Genomic DNA, 17,258 nt, shown 5'->3' on the forward strand with positions numbered 1-17,258 from the left:
CGGCCCCTGGCGGGAATGCGTAGAATGATCGACCGTGCGCAGGTCTCGGTGGGTGCTCGGCGGATTCGCGCTGTTCGCGGTCACCGTCCTGGTGGCCGTGCTGGTGGTCATCGGTGGTGACCCCGACGCCCCCGTCGACCCGCCCGGGCCGCCCGGCACCGGCCCGCTCACCGTCGTGTCGCTGGGTGACAGCACTCTCTCCGGCGAGGGAGCGGGCGACTACACGGCCGAGACGGACGGCCGCGACGGCAACTGGTGCCACCGCTCCCCGAACGCCCTGGTACACCAAGTCTCGCTCACCGGGATCGTGGACTCGGTCAACCTCGCCTGCTCCGGCGCCCCGTCGGGCCACGTCTCACTCGGCGACGTCGAGCAGTGGACGGAGCCCTCGCAGGCCGGTCAGCTCCGCGCACTACTTGACGAGCACCGGGTCGCGGCCGTCGTCATTGCACTGGGCGCCAACGACGACCCCCACTTCTCGCGGCTCATCTCGGAGTGCTTCACGTCCTGGTTCCTCGACCAGCGGGCCCCGTGCAGCGAGAAAATCAAGGCCGACTGGCAGCGCCGGCTCGACGCGATGGCGCCCAAGGTCCGCGACGCCGTGGGCGACGTCCGGCAGGTCCTCACCGACGCGGGTTACGAGCGCCAGGACTACGAGCTGGTACTGCAGTCCTACGCCTCCCCCATCGGCCCCGGCATCCCCGAGCAGTGGCGCAACCTCAACGGCTGCCCGTTCCGCGCCGAGGACCTGGCCTGGGTCGCCGAAACCGGCACCGTGTCACTGTCCGAGACATTGCGCGCGGTGGCACGGGAGGCCGACGCGCGGTTCCTCGACCTCTCCCGTGCGGGCACCGGGCACGAGGCGTGCAGCGGTGGCGAGGACGCGAGCGACGAGTGGTTCACCCGCTTCACCGTGGAGTGGGACAACCTCAAGGACGTCGACCGCGCGTCGCATGCCCTGCAGGAGTCGTTCCACCCCAACGCCGCGGGCCACGAGCAGTTCGCGCGGTGCCTGAGCGAGTTCCTCGCCACCGACGACCGCGAGGCCGCCTGCCTGGAGGGCGAGGACGGCAACCTGCACGCCGCCGCGTCCTCGCACTCACTCGCGGGCCCCTGAACCGTCGCTCACCCCGTGCGGCGGACGCGGACGACGCAGTCCTCACGCCGGCCGGGCTGCCCCTCGGGCCCCGTCACCTCGCTCGACACGAGGCCGGCCCGCTCGACGTCCCACCCCGGCGCCGGAAGACCCAAGGCGGCGAGCACGTCGGCGGCGGTCGGGAACTCGATGTCGGCGGGCGGCTCCTCCATCCACGTCGGCCACCCGGCGTGCCCGATGATCAGCAGCACCCCGCCGGGCGCCACCGCCTCGGCCGCCCTGGCCAGGATGGCCTCGCGTTCCCCGTCGGCGGCGACCGGCGAGTGCAGGAACTGCGCCGACACCAGGTCGAAGGTGCCCTCGGGAAAGGACCGGGCGAGGTCGTGGCGTTCCCACTCGATGGCCTCGGCCACGCCCTGCTCGGCGGCGTGTTCGGCGCCCCGGCGCAACGCCGTCGCCGAGACGTCCACGGCCCGCACGCGCCAGCCGTTCCGGGCCAGCCAGAGCGCGTCGGCGCCCTCCCCGCAGCCGAGATCGAGGACGGTGCCGGGCGGCAGAGCCACGCCGTCGCGCACCTCACGCTCCAGCAGCGGATTGACGCGCCCGCTCCACACCCGGTCGCGGTAGAAATCCTCCCAGTACTCGTCCGCGGTCGCTGCCTTGTCGGGTTCGTGCTGATCATGCCCGTGCTGCGCGGGCCGGTTCGGTGTGTTCACGTCCGCATGGTGCGCCGGACGCGCGGCGCGAGGCCAGTTTCGTTGCTGTTCCGGCAACGGGCGGGTCAGCGTCGCGCGGGCTCCCCTTCGCGCGGGACGGCACGTCTGCGCGCGAAGGTCACGGCGGCCACCAGCACGGCCAGGAACACCACGGTGCCCGCCCAGATCAGGCCCTGGGTCATCGTGAGACCGGCGCCCTCGGCACCCGGGGTCCGGCCGCCGTCGCGCCCCGTGATCACCACAGTGACCGCGGTGGCGATGACGCCCACCGTGGCGACGATCCCGCCGATCCGTAACGCGAGAGCGACCGGCCTGCCCCGCAGTGCCCCGCCGCGTTCAGCGGGGCGCGCGGGCACCAGAAGCCGCGCCAGCAGCAGCAGGGCGGGCGGGAGCTGGAGCAGCCACAGCGTGGTGCGGGGCCAGCCGTCGAACCAGACGTTGGTTCCGTAGAGCAGGGTGTGCCACACGCTGAGCACGTAGACCACGAGCACGAACCGGTGCAACGCCCGCCACGGCCCGGCCCCGAGCCGGGTGCGCAGGTAGTAGGCCAGCCCGAGCGGGATCGCGAGATAGAACGCCAGCAGCCCCAACAGGATCGCCACCCTGCCCGTGCCCGAGTCGTAGCCGCCCGGCACGAAGCTCTCGACGAACGCGCGCCACACCCGGCCCAGCAGCGTGTCGGAGTCACTGGTGCGGACCATCTCCGCGAAGAACAGCGCCGCATGCAGGAACATGAGGGCGACCGTGGTGAGACTGGTCGTGCGGTGCAGCCGTTCGAGCCGCGCCGGGGACACCGGCAGCCACCCCGGTGGACGGCCCGAGCGCAGCAGGCCGAACATGGTCGTCAGCCAGGCCCAGAGCAACGCCGACCAGCCGAACGCCTGGCACAGCCAGTACAGCAGGTAGGCGTCGGCGTCGGCGAGGTACGGCATCACGTCCAGCGTCGCCGACTCGCCGTTGTCGATCCGCGCGTACAACCACACGACGATCGCCCCGGTGATCACCAGCGCCGCGGTCGCGTCGGGGATCGCGCCCCGCAGGTCCGCGCGCAGCGCCGCCGTGTCCATCGCGCCCCGGCGCCGTCTCCGGCTCGTGTCCCGCACCACCGCACCCCCATGTCGCCAGGGACCCGGCCGGCGCCGAGTCGGTAGAAGGTTTCTGCCACAGCGGTACTCAATCGGTCAAGAGCGCCTGGGGGCCGTTCGTCGGCGCCCGCCGCCCGCCGACGACGGTTCGTTACCGTGGTGTTCGGCGGCGAAAGGGACGCAGGGTGGACAAGCTGATGCAGATCGGCGAGGTCGCGGAACGCACGGGGCTCTCGCTGCGCACGATCCGGCACTACGAGGAAGTCGGCCTCGTCGTGCCCCAGAGCCGGACCCAGGGAGGCTTCCGCCTCTACACGCAGCTCGACGTCGACCGCCTGAACCTCGTCAAGCGCATGAAGCCGCTCGGGCTGGCGCTGGAGAACATGCGCGACCTGCTCGCGGTGCTCGACCCCACGCCGGACGAACCGGAACCGGACGACGCGACGGGGCGGCTGGCCGAACTCACCGGCATCGCCGAACGCCGCTGCGACGAACTCCGCTCCCAGCTGCGTCACACCGAGGAACTCGCGGGCATGCTGCGCAGCCGCCTCCGCCTGACCCGGCGTGAGCACGAGCGCGATCCCGTCTGACCCAGCGTGATCGCGCTCGTCTCGTTCCCGCCACCGCGACCGGTTCGCTAGCGGCGGCCCGCGTCCCGCAGTTCGGTGCCGGACTCGACGGCCGAAGAGGCGCGGGTGCGCATCCGGTGTTCGCTCACCAGCGCCACCACCACGACGACCACGCCCAGCCCCGCCAGTGCCGCCGCCGTGCCGACGTGCTCACCGGGTGCCAGCAGGTTGCGGTCGTCGTCCTGCCACGGCCACAGCGCACGAAGGCTGCCCGCCATCAGCCCCGTGAGCACGACCAGCGTCATGCGGTGCCAGCGCGTCAGCAGCCACTGCAGCAGCTTGACGATCGAGGCGAGCCCGACGAGAGCGCCCAGCGCGAACAGCCCGAGGTAGCCGAGATCGCGATCGTTGACCGCCGTCAGCGTCGACTGGTAGAGCCCGAAGGTCAGCAGGAGGAACGAACCGGACAGGCCCGGGAGCACCAGCCCCGACACCGCGAGGGCGGCGGCGACGAGGAGCACCGGTGGGGTGGCGTCGACGTCGCCGGGCGGCAGGCTCACCACGATGAAGGCCAGCGCGGCGGTCACCACCGCGGCGGCGATTTCGGGCAGCCCCCAGCGCCCCTTGCCGTCCGCGCCCTGCTCTGCGCCGTGCTCTGCGCCCTGCTCTGCCGAGCCCCGCACACTCAGCGAGAACGGCACCCACAGCGAGGCCAGCACCAGCCCGAAGAACAGCGCGCTCGTCTGCACGGGATGGTCCTCGACCCAGCCGCCCATGAGCCGCGCCATCAGCAGGAGTGCGGCGACCATCCCGATCAGCATCGGCACGATGACGCGCCAGTGCACGGCCCGGAACTCCAGGGCGGCCCGCTCCATGCCGCGACCGCGCAGGCCGTCGGTGACCGTGCGGCGGACGCCGCTGATCAGGTGGCCGGCCGAGGTGATCGCCGTGTCGTACACCCCCACCACAAGCGCGACGGTGCCGCCACTGACGCCGGGCACAGTCTCCGCCGTACCGATCAACGCACCGCGAAGAACGTCCACGAGCGCCCGCGACCGCGAGCGTGGGGGTTTCGTGCCGTGCGGCGTGGTCGTCACTGGTCCTCCTGAGGAATCGAGCTGGCTGGGGCGGGAGCGCCTGACGCTGACGGCGCGTCGGGCGACGAACCACATCGTCCCGCGCGGTGACGATGTTCTCAGCACTCCGAAGCCGGGCGAACACCGCCCGGGAGGTTGGCGGCACCCTCGTCGATCAGATCACCGTCGCGGGACCGGACTCTCACGTCGGGGTATGGTTCCCCCGGCGGTACGAGCCCCAGCGCTGCGGCTCCCGCTTGTCGATCGAATCACCACCCTCTCGTGAAAGAAGCTGATGTCGCCTTCTCCCGCCCTGCCCACGTCGTCGGCCGCACGGAGGCGGCGCCCCGCCTGGCTTTCCCCTCGAGTGTTGCGCACCGAGGCGCTGGCCGGGCTCGTCGTCGCACTGGCCCTCATTCCCGAGGCCGTGTCGTTCTCGATCATCGCGGGGGTCGACCCCAGGGTGGGGCTGTTCGCCTCGTTCACGATGGCGGTCACCATCGCCCTCACCGGCGGTCGCCCGGCGATGATCTCGGCAGCCACCGGCGCCATCGCACTCGTGGTCGCCCCGCTGGCGCGGGAACACGGCGTGGAGTACCTGTTCGCCGCCGTGGTCCTCGGCGGGCTGCTGCAGATCCTGCTCGGCGCGCTGGGCGTGGCGAGGCTGATGCGGTTCCTGCCCCGCAGCGTGATGGTCGGCTTCGTCAACGCGCTGGCGATTCTCATCTTCCTCGCCCAACTGCCGTACCTGACCGACGTTCCGTGGGCGGTGTACCCGTTGTTCGCGGGCGGGCTCGCCGTGCTCGTGCTGCTGCCCCGGCTGACCAAGGCCGTGCCCGCACCACTGGTGGCCATCGTCACGCTGACCACCCTCACGGTGGCCGCCGGGATGGCGGTGCCCACCGTCGGCGACGAGGGCAGGATGCCCGACAGCCTGCCCGTGCTGGGTATCCCGGCCGTGCCGCTGAGCCTGGAGACGCTCGTCATCATCGCGCCCTACGCGCTGGCTCTCGCACTGGTGGGCCTCATGGAGTCGCTGATGACGGCCAAGCTCGTCGACGACCTCACCGACACCCACTCCGACAAGACCCGCGAGTCGTGGGGCCAGGGCGTCGCCAACATCGTCACCGGGTTCTTCGGCGGCATGGGTGGCTGCGCCATGATCGGCCAGACGATGATCAACGTGAAGTCCGGGGCCCGCACCCGTGCCTCGACCTTCCTCGCCGGTGTCTTCCTGCTGGTGCTGGTGGTCGCGCTCGGCAACATCGTGGCGCTGATCCCGATGGCGGCGCTGGTCGCGGTCATGGTCATGGTCGCGGTCGCCACGTTCGACTGGCACAGCGTCCACCCCGCGACCCTGCGCCGGATGCCGGTCAGCGAGACCGTGGTGATGCTCGCGACCGTAGGCGTCACGGTCGCCACCCACAACCTCGCCATCGGCGTCGGCGTGGGCGTGCTCGTGGCGATGGTCGCGTTCGCCCGCAGGGTCGCCCACCTCGTCACGGTCGACGGCGTGCTCGACCCCGACGGCACCACCAAGATCTACCGCGTCACGGGCCAGCTGTTCTTCGCCTCCAGCAACGACCTCGTCTTCCAGTTCGACTACGCCCACGATCCCGCCACCGTGGTCATCGACCTCTCCGACGCCCACATCTGGGACGCCTCCACGGTCGCCGCCCTCGATGCGATCACCACGCGTTACGAGGCGCGCGGTACCGAGGTGACGATCACCGGCATGAACACCGACAGCCACCAGCGCCACACCGCACTGGCCGGCACGCTCACGGGCGGCCACTGAACCGGTCACCGAGGTCCCCGCGCCGCGGGCGTACGCTGGCCGCCCCCGGTCCCCGACAACGAAGTCAGGTCACGATGCGTTTCGAAGAGCTCGACTGGCGAGCGACCCCGCTGGGGGAACTCGTGCTGCGTCGACGCTGGGACCCTGCCGTCGACGCCGAGGTTTACGAGATCAAACTGGACGACGAGTACCTCATGTCGAGCCTGTTCACCGTCTCCGAGACCGAGCTCGGGGTGCGCGGGCTGGCCGGCATCGACCACGACGAGATCGACGTGGTCGTCGGCGGGCTCGGCCTTGGCTACACGGCGAAGGCGGTGCTCAGCAATGCCCGGGTGGCCTCGCTGGTCGTCGTCGACGCCCTGCCCGAGGTGATCGAGTGGCACGAGCGGGGCCTCATCCCCGCCGGGACGGCACTGCGGGCGGACCCGCGGTGCCGCCTCCGGCACGGGGACTTCTTCGAGCTGGTGCGCACCGGGGAGCCGTTCGACGCCGCACGACCGAGGGTCCACGCCATCCTCGTCGACATCGACCACTCGCCCCGGCACCTGCTGCACCCCGGTCACGCCGACCTCTACACCCCGGCGGGGCTGGACCGGCTTCGCGACCGGTTGCACCCCGGCGGGGTGTTCGCCCTCTGGTCGAACGACCCGCCGGACGAGGAGTTCACCGCGCTGCTGACCCGGCACTTCGAGGGCGTACGGGCCGAGGTCGTCACGTTCCCCAACCCGCTGCAGCACCGCGAGGCCACCAGCACCCTCTACCTCGCGACCACGGCCCCGGCGGCACCCTGACGCGCTGTCACAGCGCTCACAGGGCGCAGTAGGCGTCCAGCGCGGCCGTGGCCACGTCCTGCTGCCCCTGCGTGCCGCTCAGCAGGTGCATCTCGTTGGCGGCGGCCACGACCTGCCGCTCACCGTCGTCGCTGGCCAGCCACAGGGTGTAGTAGCCGAGGACGCCACCCGTGTGCTGCCAAGCCGGGCCGCACTCCGTCTGCATACGGATCACGCCCAGCCCGGAACCCCGGCCCTCGTCGTTGATCGGGAAGACGTCCTTCAACTGGGCCAACTGCGCCTCGGGCAGCAGGCCGCCCGTGAGCAGGGCCCGGTGGAAGGTGGCGAGGTCGTCCAGAGTGGACACCATCGCGCCCGCGGCGCCCATGAACTCGACATTGGACACCGTCACGTCGCGGATGACCAGGCCACCGATCCAGAAGTGCCCGCTCATCGCGTCCTCGGGCATCGTGGGTTCGGTGGGGAAACTGGTGCGCGTGAGCCCCAGCGGTTCGATGATCCGCTGCCGGACCTCGTCGGACACCGCGTTGCCGGTGACACTCTCCACCACCATGCCGGCCAGCACGTAGTTGGTGTTGGAGTAGCTGTACGTCTCCCCCGGCGCTCCGGGTGCGGCGAAGGCCAGGGCCGCGTCGACGAGCCCCTGCCGGTCCCAGTATCCCCACGGGTCCAGGTTGGCCGAGTACCTCGCCTGCACGGCGAGATCCTGGAAGTGGTCCGGCAGGCCGGAGGTGTGGTTGAGCAACTGCCGCAGCGTGATGTCGGCACCGTCGTAGTTCTCGGTGTCGACCACACCCGGCAGCCACTCGGCCACCGTGTCGTCGAGCGAGAGCAGTCCCTCGGCTTCCAGTTGCAGCAGCACGGTCGCGACGAACGCCTTGGTGTTGCTGCCGATGCGGAACGGCGACTGCGGATCGGCCGGTGCGCCGGTGAACCAGTCGTTCTGCCCGGCGTGGACGTACTCGGCGTCGTCGCCGTCGCGGACAAGGCCGATCACGCCGGGATAGCCGTCACTGACTCCCAGCTCGGCACCGGCCTGCAGGACGTCGGCGGCCGTCGCGGTGTCGGCCGAGGCCGGGACGGCCGCCACGGTGGTGGCCAGCAGAGCCAGGGCGGCGCCCAGCACGGGTGTGCGCACGGATTCCATCGGTGTTCCTCCCCAGGTAGTGGTGCCGCAGACCGTAGAGACCGTGGCTGACATCGCGATGAAACCGCAGCTCAGCGTGGATCACGCCGCCGCTACGATGTGGAAGTGCGCACGACCATCGACCTTCCCGACGACCTGCATCGGCTGGCGCAGTCGCTCGCGCGGGACACCTCGCGCTCACTCAGCGACATCGTCGCCGAACTGATGCGCCGCGGACTCGGCGAGAGCGCCGGTGCCGCTCCCACCCGAAGCGCCCGGACCGAACTCCCGGTGGTCGAACTCGGCAAGGTCATCACCACGGACGATGTCCGTGCGGTGGAGGACGAGTGACGGTGTTTCTCGACGGCTTCCGGAGCCAGGAGCGCGTGCTGGACGAAGGGGGCCCCGGAACCTCAGCCCACGAGCGCACGCCAGGTGATCGCGCCGGCCAGCCCGTCGACGACGAGCCGGTTCCCGCTCTGGAACCCGCGCACGGCCGAGTTGGTGACCGAACCGAAATCGCCGTCGACGACGAGCCCGGCGCTGTGCTTGTTCAGCACCGTCTGCACCGCGCGGACGTGGTGGCCGTTCGCGCCCTGTGACAGCGAGTAGACGATCTCCGGCCAGGTCAGCGGCCCCACCTGACCATCGGCGACCAGGCCGCTGCCGCGCTGGAACGCCTTGACGGCCTCCGTGGACGTGGGGCCCAGCCACCCGTCGGCCTGGAGCCCGTGGCCGCGCTGGTTGAGCAGGTGTTGCACGGCCCGCACCCGCTGCCCGCGCGCGTCGGGGTCGAGCGCGGACCAGCCACCGCCGAGATCGACGCCGCGCGCGCCGGTGTAGGGCACGGGGTTCACCACCGAGCCGAGGCCGCCGCTGTGGATCTCGAAGTGCAGGTGCGGGCCGGTGACGTTGCCCGTGGCGCCCATGTCGCCGATGCGCTGACCGGCCGACACGGCCTGGTTCAGCGACACGCGGTAGGCGTCGAGGTGACCGTAGTAGGTGTAGCGCCCGCCGCCGTGCGAGATCACCAGCGCGTTGCCGGTGCGGCCCGGCAGGCCGCCACCCCACTGCCTGCGGATGACCGTGCCCGCCGCCGCCGCGTACACGGCCGTGCCGACGGAGTTGGTGATGTCCTGTCCCGCGTGGGAGGCGTCGCCCCGTGGCGCGCCGAAGTGGCCGCCGTTCGGGAAGTAGCCGAGTGCGGGATTGGTCCACGAACCGTCCCGCAGCGTCGCCGCGTGCGCGGACGGCGCGGCGGTGAACAGCAGTCCGAGCCCCACTCCGGTGCCCGCGAGCAGTGTGCGCCGCGAGATCCGGCCCGCCGCGCCCCGTTCCGTTGCAGCCACGTCGCCTCCCGTGCGTCGTCGTGAAGCCCGGAGTGTACGGAGGCGGCGCGCCCGTGACACCGGCCGGAAGAAGGGTGGAACGCGGCTTTCCGCGCCCGCCGACAACGCTGGTGACACACCCGCGGCGGTAGCGTGGTGGTGTGCGCCGCACGCGAGGGCATCGCTGGGCGGGGCGAGCCGCGGCCCTGCTCGCGGGCGCGCTCGTGGCACTGGCACTGCCCGGCGCCGGGTTGGGCTGGCTGGCGTGGTGTGGGCTCGTGCCGATGCTGCTGCTGCTCGCGCGTGCCGAATCGGCCCGCGACGCCGCATGGCGGGGCTGGGCGGCGGCGGTCGGATTCACCCTGGTGGCGCACCACTGGCTGGTGCCGCACCTGGGCGTGTTCACGGTGCCCGCGCTGGCGGTGGCCGGCTTGTTCTGGCTGCCGTTCGGTATCGCCGCCCATGCGGTGCTGCGGGCTCCGCTGACCACGCCGAGAGCCGCACTCGCGCTGGTGTGGCTGCCGTGCGTGTGGGTCGTGCTCGAGGTGGTGCGCTCGTGGCACCACCTCGGAGGCACGTGGGCGCTGCTGGGACTGAGCCAGTGGCAGGTGCGGCCCGCGCTCGGCGTCGCCTCGCTCGGTGGGGTCTGGCTGCTCAGCGGGGTGCTCGTGGCGGTCAACGTCGGTCTCGCCTGCGCCGTGTCCTCGGGCGCGCGCCCGGGTCCCCGGGTGCTGGGTGTCGGCGGCGCGCTTCTGGTGGCCGTCGCGTCGCTGGGCTACGGGGCGTCGCGTCCGGAGCCACCGTCGGCCGGCGTGGTCCACATCGCCGGGGTGCAGCCCGGCATCGTGTCCGACAGTGTCGCCGAGCACCTGCGTCTCACCCGGCAACTGGCGGGCAGCGGTGCCGACGTGGTGGTGTGGGGGCAGAGCAGTGTGCCACTCGACCCGGCCCGGCATCCGAGGCTGGCGGCCGAGTTGCGCCGCGCGGCCGGGTGGGCCGGTGGTCACCTGCTGGTCAACGTCGACGCCCGTGGGCAGGACGGCCGGATCACGAAGGCCACCCACCACTACCGGCCGGACGGCCTCGCCGGGACCTACCGCAAGCAACGGCTGGCCCCGTTCGGCGAGTACGTCCCGCTGCGCCCGTTGCTGGGCCCGCTGCTGGGCCACACCGACGCGCCCGAGGTGGACCGGGCGTCCGGTGCCGGGCTGACGCTGCTGGCCGTCGACGGAGTCCGGCTGGGTCCGCTGATCTCCTACGAGTCCACGTTCCCGGATCTGCGGCGCGCGCTCGCCGCGCGGGGCGCGGACGTGACCGTGGTGCAGGGTTCCCTGACGACGTTTCACGGCAGCTGGGCCCAACGGCAGCAGGCCGCCGCCGAAGCGGTGCGGGCCGCCGAGTCGGGCCGTGCCGCCGTACTGGTCAACTCCAGTGGCACCTCCGCCGCGTTCGACGCGCTGGGCAGGCCGCTGGCGTGGCACGGCCCCGGCGAGCGGGGCGCGTTCGTCGTCACCGTCCCCCGCCACACGGGCCTGCCGCCCTACGTCCGCTGGGGTGACACGGTTCCGGTACTCGCCGCCGTGGTCGCGGTGGCCGGTGTCGTGGCACTCGCCCGACCGCCCCGGAGCCTTCTCCTGCCGTGCGCTGTTCGCGCGAACCGCGGGTGGCGACGGGGACCGGCACGTTCGGAGAACACTCCGCGTGGTCCCGCGCCCTAGCCTCGCGAGGGTACCGAGTGCGCAGGAGGATCCGATGAGCCGGCTCGATGAGCAGCCCTCACCCGCTGCCGACCTCGCGACGGAGTATCCGCGTCGCCGCTGGCGCCTGGTGCTCTTCTCGTCGCTGGCCGGGTTTCTCCTCACCGTGGTGTGGTCGGCATCCTTTGTGGACAGCGTGATCGGCGGCACGGTGGCCGACACGATGCTGGGCCAGGACGCCGAGGAGATGGCGCTCGGCGGGATCGGTGCCGGGATAGCCTTCGCGCTGGTCTCCGGGATCGCGGGCACGTTCACCGCGTGCAACATCGCGGTGTTCAGCACGATGGCGCCGCTGGTCGGCGGCTCGGGTGGCCGGTGGCAGCGGGCGCGGCTGCTGCTGCGTCCGCTGTTGTGGCTGGGCCTTGGCATGGTCGTCGTGTCCGCGGTCTACGGCGCCGTCGTCGGGTTCGTGGGTACCGGGATGCCGCAGTTCGACGACGCGCCGTCCGTGCCGGGCGAGCTGAGCGGGCGACTGGTGCAGGCGTCCGTGGTGTTCGGCGTCATCGGACTGGTACTGGTCTATCTGGGGCTGGCCGCCGTGGGCGTCGTGCGAGACCCGTTCGCGCGGCGGCCCAACGGGCGCCTGCTGTTTCTCGGCGCGCTGGTGGGTGCGTTTCTCATCGGCAGGCCGTTTCCGCTGTTCCGCCAGCTGTTCCGCGACGCCGCCGAAGCGGGCGACCCGCTCTACGGCGCGGGCGCGTTCGTGTTGCAGTCCCTCGGCAACGTCGTGCTCATGGCGGTACTGCTCGTGCTCGTGAGCCTGTTCGCGGGGCCCCGGGTGGGCCGGTGGCTGGCCGCGCGGCAGGGCAGGCTCGCGTCCCTGACCGCTGCCGGAATGCTGGCCGCCGGAGTCTTTCTGGTGCTGTACTGGAACGTTCGGCTGCTCGCGATGCGCGACATCCTGCCCTGGTATCCGCTGGCGCCCTGGGTGTGATGCGTCGGTTCGGGTGACGGTCGCGCCGCCGCGAGCCGGAGTTCAGCCTAGCTTAGAGCCCCTGACACGTCGGCGTTCGAGCAGAACAGACCAATGTGTTAGGGGCTCTGAGGCCGGTGCCAGGCGCGCACTCCGAGTTCCCCGGTGGTGCCGAGGTCGAGGTGCGCGCCCCGGTCGCCGTCGAACCGCACCGGTTGCCACGGTTCGCCCTCGGCGGGGGCGACCGACAGGCGCTCGCCGACTTGCGGCGCGCCGGTTCCGGTGCGCGTGTTGCGCCACAACAGGTGGGTGTCGGCGGATTCCCCGGACCGCAAGGTCAGGGGCCGGGGCGGATCGTCGAAACCGTCGATGGTCGCGATGTCTCCCGAACCGTGAAGCACCCGAAGGTCCAGCGGTTCACCCTCGGCGTCGAGCACCCGCAGTACCGGATACCCGTCGAGCCGATAGGGTTCGTCTCCGCAGTTCGTGAGGCGCAGAGCCTGCACCCGCACCCCGGAGGCGGCCTCGTCGAGCCCCGCCGTGACGCGCACACCGCTGTCCGGGCAGGTCGAATCGACGGTCGCCTCAGGTGTCCGCGGCGGGGCTGGCTCGGGACCTACCGGGCCACCGGTGCATGCTCCCAGCACGAGCAATGCGGGCAGAGCGAACAGGACCCATCCCCCGGTTCTCATGCGGCCATTGTGCCCCGCGGAGGGGGGCACTCGGCCGACGGCACACCGCGCCGATACCTCGAGTCCGTTCTCCGTCCACTCGCCACCCTGGCGGCCCCCATTACTCCATTCGGACGATCACTTCTGCCGGAAACCAGCATAAGTGCGACTCTTCGCGTCTTAGATATTTACGTGACGGCCCGAAGTAATTAACGTCCTACCGGAACTTTACGTCGTACCCAGCCACGCCAAGCCAAGGCGAGGGCCATTCGCCGAACGGAGTAGGAGCGGGCATGCAACGACCACGTCCACGGCGCTCACTGAGCGGACGAGCACGGCCGGGAGTCGTGCGGCGCGCGACGGTCCTGGCGACCAGCGCAACGCTGGCACTCGGCCTGTCGACGGCCGCCGCCGCGAGTCAACCGGCGCAGCCGCAACAAGCGGCCGCACCGCCCGGCGATCGAGCCGCGGCGGAGGCGGTGAGTGTCCTCGTCTACCACGGCGAGGCCACGGAACAGGACGATCCGGTCGCCGACGCGGCCGCCGCGATCGAACAACTCGGGGCACAGACCGGCGAGTTCGCGGTCGAGACCTCGTCCGATCCCGCCGTCTTCAGCGACGACAAGCTCGACGCCTATCGCGGTGTCGTCTTCCTCTCCGCCGACGGAGCCGACCTCAACGGGGGTCAGGAAGCGGCGCTGCGGCGCTACGTGCAGGACGGCGGCGGTTTCCTGGGCGTCCGGGACGCCGCCAGGGCGCAGCCCCAGTCCGACTGGTTCACCGGACTGCTCGGCGCCCGTCCCGCCGGGTCCCGGCCCACCCCGCTCGAGATCGCGAACGTGACCGCCAGCGGCGAGAACCCGCCCAACGAGACCGCGTCGCACGCCGTGGACGGCAAGAACAACACGAAGTGGCTGACCTTCGACAGCACGGGTCAGCTCGCCGCCGAACTCGCCGAGCCCACAGCCGTCTCGCACTACGCGCTGGTCTCGGCCAACGACTTCCCCGGCCGTGATCCGAAGGACTGGACACTGCAGGGCTCGAACGACGGCGAAAGCTGGACCGATCTGGACCAGCGCACCGGCGAGGACTTCCCGGACCGGTTCCAGGCCAAGCAGTACCGGTTCGACAACGACACCAGCTATGCGCACTACCGGCTCGACATCACGGCCAACGACGGCGAGGACGCCATGCAGCTGGCCGAGTTCGAGTTGTATTCGGGCGAGGAGACCCCGCCCGAGAAGCCCCAGCCGCAGGAGGCCACCGTCAGTGTGGTCGACCGCCAGCACCCGGCCAACAAGGGGCTTCCGCTGACCTGGTCCCGCACCGACGCCTGGCCGAACTGGGAGAACAACCCCGTCGGCGAGGTACACACGGTCGCCCAGGTGCAGGAACACACCTACGACCCGGGCAACACGGGCAACGGTCCCTTCCACCCGATCTCGTGGTGCCACGACTACGACGGCGGCCGGGCCTTCTACACCGGAATGGGCGGCACGGCCGAGAGCTACGACGAGCGGAACTTCCGGGGCCACCTGCTGGGCGCCCTGGAATGGACCACCGGCATCGTGCGCGGCGACTGCCAGGCCACCATCGGCGACAACTACACCGTCGAGCGGCTGACCGAGGAGAACCTGCCCGGCAGGCTCAATCAGATGGGTGAGCCCCACGGATTGACCACCGCCGACGACGGCACGGTGTTCTACGTGGGCAAGGCGGCGTGTGCGACCGGTCCGGTGCCGGACTGGGAGTCCGAGGACGTCGGACTGGGCTGCGGCACGATCCACCAGTGGGACCCGGAGACCGGCCAGGCGTCGCTGCTGGCCTCGCTGGAGGTCTTCGGCAACCGCGGCAGCGGCGGCGAGCTGGTCAAGACCGAGGAGGGGTTGCTCGGAATGGAGCTCGACCCCGACTTCTCGGACAACGGCTGGTTCTACGTGTACTGGATGCCTTACGAGTCGATCGACACCGAGAAGCGGATCGGCGAGCGCACGGTCTCGCGGTTCACCTACGACCACGGCTCGTCCTCGGTGGACGAGGCCAGCCGGGTCGACCTGCTGGCGTGGGACACCCAGATCCACTCGTGCTGCCACGCCGGTGGTGGGATGGACTTCGACGACGAGGGCAACCTCTACATCGCCACCGGGGACAGCAACTCCTCGCAGGGCTCGGAGGGCTACTCGGGCAACAACTGGACCGAGGACTACGAGGGTGTGTCCTTCCAGGACGCGCGCCGCACGTCCGGTAACACCAACGACCTCAACGGCAAGATCCTCCGCATTCACCCTGAGGACGACGGCAGCTACACCGTGCCGGAGGGCAACCTCTTCCCAGCGGACGAATACTCGGGCGACAAGACGCAGCCCGAGATCTACGTGATGGGCGTCCGCAACCCGGCGCGGTTGCACTACGACCCCGTCAACGACTGGATCACCACGGCGTGGGTCGGCCCCGACGCCGGGGAGCCCAGCCCGGACCTCGGACCGGCGAAGTACGAGACCGCCACCGTCATCACCGAGGCGGGCAACCACGGCTGGCCCTACTGCATGGGCAACGGCCAGCCGTACCGCGACCGCAGCAACACCGACGCCAGCGAGCTGACGGGCTGGTACGACTGCGACAACCCGAAGAACACCTCGCCGCGCAACACCGGGCTGGAGGACCTGCCTCCGGTCAAGGACAACATGATCTGGTACTCGCCCCAGGGCGGTGGACCGGTGTATCCCGAGCGGGAGGACGGCAGCGGCCTGCCCACCTACGAGCTCGGCGACGAGACGTTCACCCAGCCCTACCTCAAGGGTGGCGGACAGGCCGTGATGGACGGCCCGACCTACCACCGTTCCCAGGTGGACACCGGCAGCGGAGTCGCGTGGCCGGAGTACTGGAACGGCAAGTGGTTCCTCGGTGACCAGTCCAACGCCAACAACCGCGTCGCGGTGACGGTCGACCCCGGCACCGTCGACGAGGCGGGTGCGCCGGCGTTCGGCGAGGACCTGCGCCACATCGTCCCGCCGGGTGGCGACGACACCGAGCTGCAGAGCTGGATGGACGCCGAGTTCGGTCCCGACGGCGCGCTCTACCTGCTCGACTACGCGGGTGGGTTCTTCAGCCTGGACGACAACCAGAAGCTGATCCGGGTGACCTACGACGGCGGCCCCGCCACCCCCGCACCGAACATGCGGGCGGACGCGGTGCAGAACAAGCCACTGACCGTCGGCTTCACCGGTGAGCGTTCCGGCGGCGTGTCCTACGCGTGGGACTTCGGCGACGGCACCACCTCCTCGGCGGCGAACCCGACGCACACCTACGACGCGGTCGGCAACTACACGGCGACCCTGACGGTGACCTACGCCGACGGGGAGACCGCGACCGTGGAGCAGGAGGTGGCGGTCGAGTGCGCCGTGCCGGACTCCAACCGCACGGTTCACTTCCGTGACACCGACACGAACGTGCGCAACCACGAGGCCGCGGGCGGCTGCACGGTCGACGACCTGATCGACGACGAGAGCAGCTGGGCCGAGAAGAGCGCCTTCGTGTCCCACGTCAAGGAGGTCACCCGCGACCTGCGCAAGGACGGCGTCCTCGACAAGAGCGAGCGCCAGACGCTCGTCAAGGCGGCCCGCCAGTCCGACATCGGCGGCGAGGGCGACAACGGCTACGAGTCGATCTTCAACGGGACCCCGCAGTCGCTCGACGGCTGGGAGCAGGCAGACGCCGGTGCCTTCTCGTTGCGACCCGACGGCTCGCTGCGTTCCTCGGGTGGCATGGGCATGCTGTGGTACTCCAAGCAGGCCTACGGCGACTTCTCCCTGAAGTTGCAGTTCCGGGACATCGCTCCGGAGGGACACCGCGCCAACACTGGTGTGTTCGTCCGGTTCCCCGACCCGAGGACTCCGCTGGAGCAGCGTCCGGCGACCAGTTGCGGCACGAAGGGTTCGGCTCGGAACTCCCAGGCGTGGGTCGGGATCTACTGTGGACACGAGATTCAGATCTACGACGGCGAGACCGGTGAACCGCAAAAGACGGGGTCGGTCTACAACTTCGACTCGGTGTACTACGGCCGGGCCGGAGTGACGCCGAAGGAGCAGTGGAACGACTACGAGATCCGGGTGGTGGACCAGCACTACACGATCACCCGCAACGGCAAGGTCATCAACGAGTTCGACAACTCGCCGGGCACCCAGTCGTCGCGTGACGGCGACCCGCCCACCGACCTGCGCCAGTTCGTCGACGGCTACATCGGACTGCAGAACCACGGGGACAACGACCTGGTCGAGTTCCGCAACATCCGGGTGCGGCAGCTGTGAGCCCGGCGAACCCGCGACCCGAGAA

14 protein-coding genes are annotated in these 17,258 nt (G+C 70.9%); 8 read left to right on the forward strand and 6 right to left on the reverse strand.

The window, feature by feature from the left end:
* The first annotated feature begins 52 nt into the window (after window positions 1-52).
* Window positions 53-1,117 carry a GDSL-type esterase/lipase family protein gene (locus FFT09_RS02075; protein WP_138382016.1) on the forward strand — a complete coding sequence of 355 codons (1,065 nt, stop codon included), beginning with the start codon at window positions 53-55 and terminating at the stop codon, window positions 1,115-1,117.
* An 8-nt stretch (window positions 1,118-1,125) separates the two neighbouring features.
* On the opposite strand, the gene FFT09_RS02080 is transcribed toward FFT09_RS02075, so the two are convergent.
* Together FFT09_RS02080 and FFT09_RS02085 are read right to left on the reverse strand one after the other, a co-directional pair.
* Window positions 1,126-1,812 (reverse strand): class I SAM-dependent methyltransferase, encoded by a 687-nt coding sequence (locus tag FFT09_RS02080; protein ID WP_081190054.1) that lies wholly within the window; start codon window positions 1,810-1,812, stop codon window positions 1,126-1,128.
* A gap of 65 nt (window positions 1,813-1,877) precedes the next feature.
* Window positions 1,878-2,915, reverse strand: coding sequence for a ferric reductase-like transmembrane domain-containing protein (locus tag FFT09_RS02085; protein ID WP_244231160.1), 1,038 nt, complete (start codon window positions 2,913-2,915; stop codon window positions 1,878-1,880).
* A 179-nt stretch (window positions 2,916-3,094) separates the two neighbouring features.
* Here FFT09_RS02085 and FFT09_RS02090 point away from each other — a divergent pair, with 179 nt between their 5' ends.
* A complete protein-coding gene (locus FFT09_RS02090; RefSeq protein WP_081190500.1) occupies window positions 3,095-3,487 on the forward strand; it encodes a MerR family transcriptional regulator in 393 nt (130 codons plus the stop codon).
* 47 nt (window positions 3,488-3,534) lie between these two features.
* Here the strand turns inward: FFT09_RS02090 and FFT09_RS02095 are convergent, their stop codons facing one another.
* Window positions 3,535-4,563, reverse strand: a complete 1,029-nt coding sequence (locus tag FFT09_RS02095; RefSeq protein ID WP_244231164.1) for a DUF368 domain-containing protein — start codon at window positions 4,561-4,563, stop codon at window positions 3,535-3,537.
* A gap of 274 nt (window positions 4,564-4,837) precedes the next feature.
* Here FFT09_RS02095 and FFT09_RS02100 point away from each other — a divergent pair, with 274 nt between their 5' ends.
* Together FFT09_RS02100 and FFT09_RS02105 are read left to right on the forward strand one after the other, a co-directional pair.
* Window positions 4,838-6,340 carry a SulP family inorganic anion transporter gene (locus tag FFT09_RS02100; RefSeq protein WP_138381651.1) on the forward strand — a complete coding sequence of 501 codons (1,503 nt, stop codon included), beginning with the start codon at window positions 4,838-4,840 and terminating at the stop codon, window positions 6,338-6,340.
* Window positions 6,341-6,414: 74 nt separating this feature from the next.
* The gene (locus FFT09_RS02105; RefSeq protein ID WP_138381652.1) at window positions 6,415-7,131 is read left to right on the forward strand and encodes a polyamine aminopropyltransferase; all 717 of its coding nucleotides are present in this window, start codon (window positions 6,415-6,417) and stop codon (window positions 7,129-7,131) included.
* A gap of 16 nt (window positions 7,132-7,147) precedes the next feature.
* On the opposite strand, the gene FFT09_RS02110 is transcribed toward FFT09_RS02105, so the two are convergent.
* Window positions 7,148-8,278 (reverse strand): serine hydrolase domain-containing protein, encoded by a 1,131-nt coding sequence (locus FFT09_RS02110; RefSeq protein ID WP_138381653.1) that lies wholly within the window; start codon window positions 8,276-8,278, stop codon window positions 7,148-7,150.
* Between the two features lie 105 nt (window positions 8,279-8,383).
* Here FFT09_RS02110 and FFT09_RS02115 point away from each other — a divergent pair, with 105 nt between their 5' ends.
* Window positions 8,384-8,608, forward strand: coding sequence for an antitoxin (locus tag FFT09_RS02115; RefSeq protein ID WP_138381654.1), 225 nt, complete (start codon window positions 8,384-8,386; stop codon window positions 8,606-8,608).
* Window positions 8,609-8,670: 62 nt separating this feature from the next.
* On the opposite strand, the gene FFT09_RS02120 is transcribed toward FFT09_RS02115, so the two are convergent.
* Entirely contained in the window at window positions 8,671-9,606 is a 936-nt protein-coding gene (locus tag FFT09_RS02120; RefSeq protein WP_138381655.1) for a peptidoglycan DD-metalloendopeptidase family protein, read from the reverse strand.
* 140 nt (window positions 9,607-9,746) lie between these two features.
* Here FFT09_RS02120 and lnt point away from each other — a divergent pair, with 140 nt between their 5' ends.
* Entirely contained in the window at window positions 9,747-11,303 is a 1,557-nt protein-coding gene (gene lnt / locus FFT09_RS02125; RefSeq protein WP_138381656.1) for an apolipoprotein N-acyltransferase, read from the forward strand.
* Between the two features lie 34 nt (window positions 11,304-11,337).
* Window positions 11,338-12,276 carry a hypothetical protein gene (locus FFT09_RS02130; protein WP_208544336.1) on the forward strand — a complete coding sequence of 313 codons (939 nt, stop codon included), beginning with the start codon at window positions 11,338-11,340 and terminating at the stop codon, window positions 12,274-12,276.
* A gap of 98 nt (window positions 12,277-12,374) precedes the next feature.
* Here the strand turns inward: FFT09_RS02130 and FFT09_RS02135 are convergent, their stop codons facing one another.
* The gene (locus FFT09_RS02135; protein WP_138381657.1) at window positions 12,375-12,947 is read right to left on the reverse strand and encodes a DUF4232 domain-containing protein; all 573 of its coding nucleotides are present in this window, start codon (window positions 12,945-12,947) and stop codon (window positions 12,375-12,377) included.
* Window positions 12,948-13,219: 272 nt separating this feature from the next.
* Here FFT09_RS02135 and FFT09_RS02140 point away from each other — a divergent pair, with 272 nt between their 5' ends.
* Window positions 13,220-17,233 (forward strand): ThuA domain-containing protein, encoded by a 4,014-nt coding sequence (locus tag FFT09_RS02140; protein ID WP_138381658.1) that lies wholly within the window; start codon window positions 13,220-13,222, stop codon window positions 17,231-17,233.
* The last annotated feature ends 25 nt before the right edge of the window (window positions 17,234-17,258 follow it).

Source organism: Saccharomonospora piscinae, assembly GCF_005862235.1.
Lineage (GTDB): Bacteria > Actinomycetota > Actinomycetes > Mycobacteriales > Pseudonocardiaceae > Saccharomonospora > Saccharomonospora piscinae.

Bases quoted from the DNA above. Each gene is read 5' to 3' on its own strand.
- FFT09_RS02090 (WP_081190500.1), top strand. From the start codon at position 3,095: ATGCAGATCGGCGAGGTCGCGGAACGCACGGGGCTCTCGCTGCGCACG.
- FFT09_RS02100 (WP_138381651.1), top strand. From the start codon at position 4,838: ATGTCGCCTTCTCCCGCCCTGCCCACGTCGTCGGCCGCACGGAGGCGG.
- FFT09_RS02105 (WP_138381652.1), top strand. From the start codon at position 6,415: ATGCGTTTCGAAGAGCTCGACTGGCGAGCGACCCCGCTGGGGGAACTC.
- FFT09_RS02110 (WP_138381653.1), bottom strand. From the start codon at position 8,278: ATGGAATCCGTGCGCACACCCGTGCTGGGCGCCGCCCTGGCTCTGCTG.
- FFT09_RS02130 (WP_208544336.1), top strand. From the start codon at position 11,338: ATGAGCCGGCTCGATGAGCAGCCCTCACCCGCTGCCGACCTCGCGACG.
- FFT09_RS02135 (WP_138381657.1), bottom strand. From the start codon at position 12,947: ATGAGAACCGGGGGATGGGTCCTGTTCGCTCTGCCCGCATTGCTCGTG.
- FFT09_RS02140 (WP_138381658.1), top strand. From the start codon at position 13,220: ATGCAACGACCACGTCCACGGCGCTCACTGAGCGGACGAGCACGGCCG.